The organism is Chitinophaga agrisoli, assembly GCF_008386695.1.
Classification (GTDB): domain Bacteria; phylum Bacteroidota; class Bacteroidia; order Chitinophagales; family Chitinophagaceae; genus Chitinophaga; species Chitinophaga agrisoli.
Window position 1 is genome coordinate 1 of record NZ_VUOC01000112.1, and the last position, 565, is coordinate 565.

Annotated in this window: 1 protein-coding gene; it reads left to right on the plus strand. The window is 36.6% G+C overall.

The features are described 5' to 3' along the window. Window positions 1-358: 358 nt before the first annotated feature. Window positions 359-565 (plus strand): endonuclease domain-containing protein (locus F0L74_RS32975; protein WP_188316290.1); only part of this gene is annotated, 207 nt, incomplete at its 3' end.

Sequence of the window (565 nt, forward strand, 5' to 3'; positions counted from 1 at the left end):
CTCCAGTCGGCCGATGGCTCTTTCGCGGTTTTCAGCCGAAAGTCTTGGCATCTCTGTGACATGTCTGCTTTGATTTGAAATCAACTTTTCGGGGCGCAGAATTTATAGGACTGCAGTGCTTGGCTGCGTGAGCACAAACTCACCGATCACAACATTCCGTAAGTGAGTACCAATGACGAATCTTCACCTGTGAGTTGTGTATTGCCTTACCGACGAATGAAAGCTTTGCGAGATTCAAAAACTCCCAATCATAACGCTGGAAGCAAAGTTATAGTGATATCAGTTCATAATAGCCAGCGGAAAAAAAAAAAAAACACTATTGACATTTTACTCACCAACTGAAAAATTCGCGTTTCTTTTGCACTTCACTATATATAGATTATGTCATCATGAGAAAGTTAAACATAAACTAACACTTCAACAAGAGAAAGAATTTAAAAAAGCAACTAATTGTTATATGTGTGATATAGAATTCACAGAAGATATAGAAAAGATAAGAGAACATAATCATTATACATCAAAATATAGAGGAGTAGCTTGTCAATCTTGTAATACAAAAGAATGT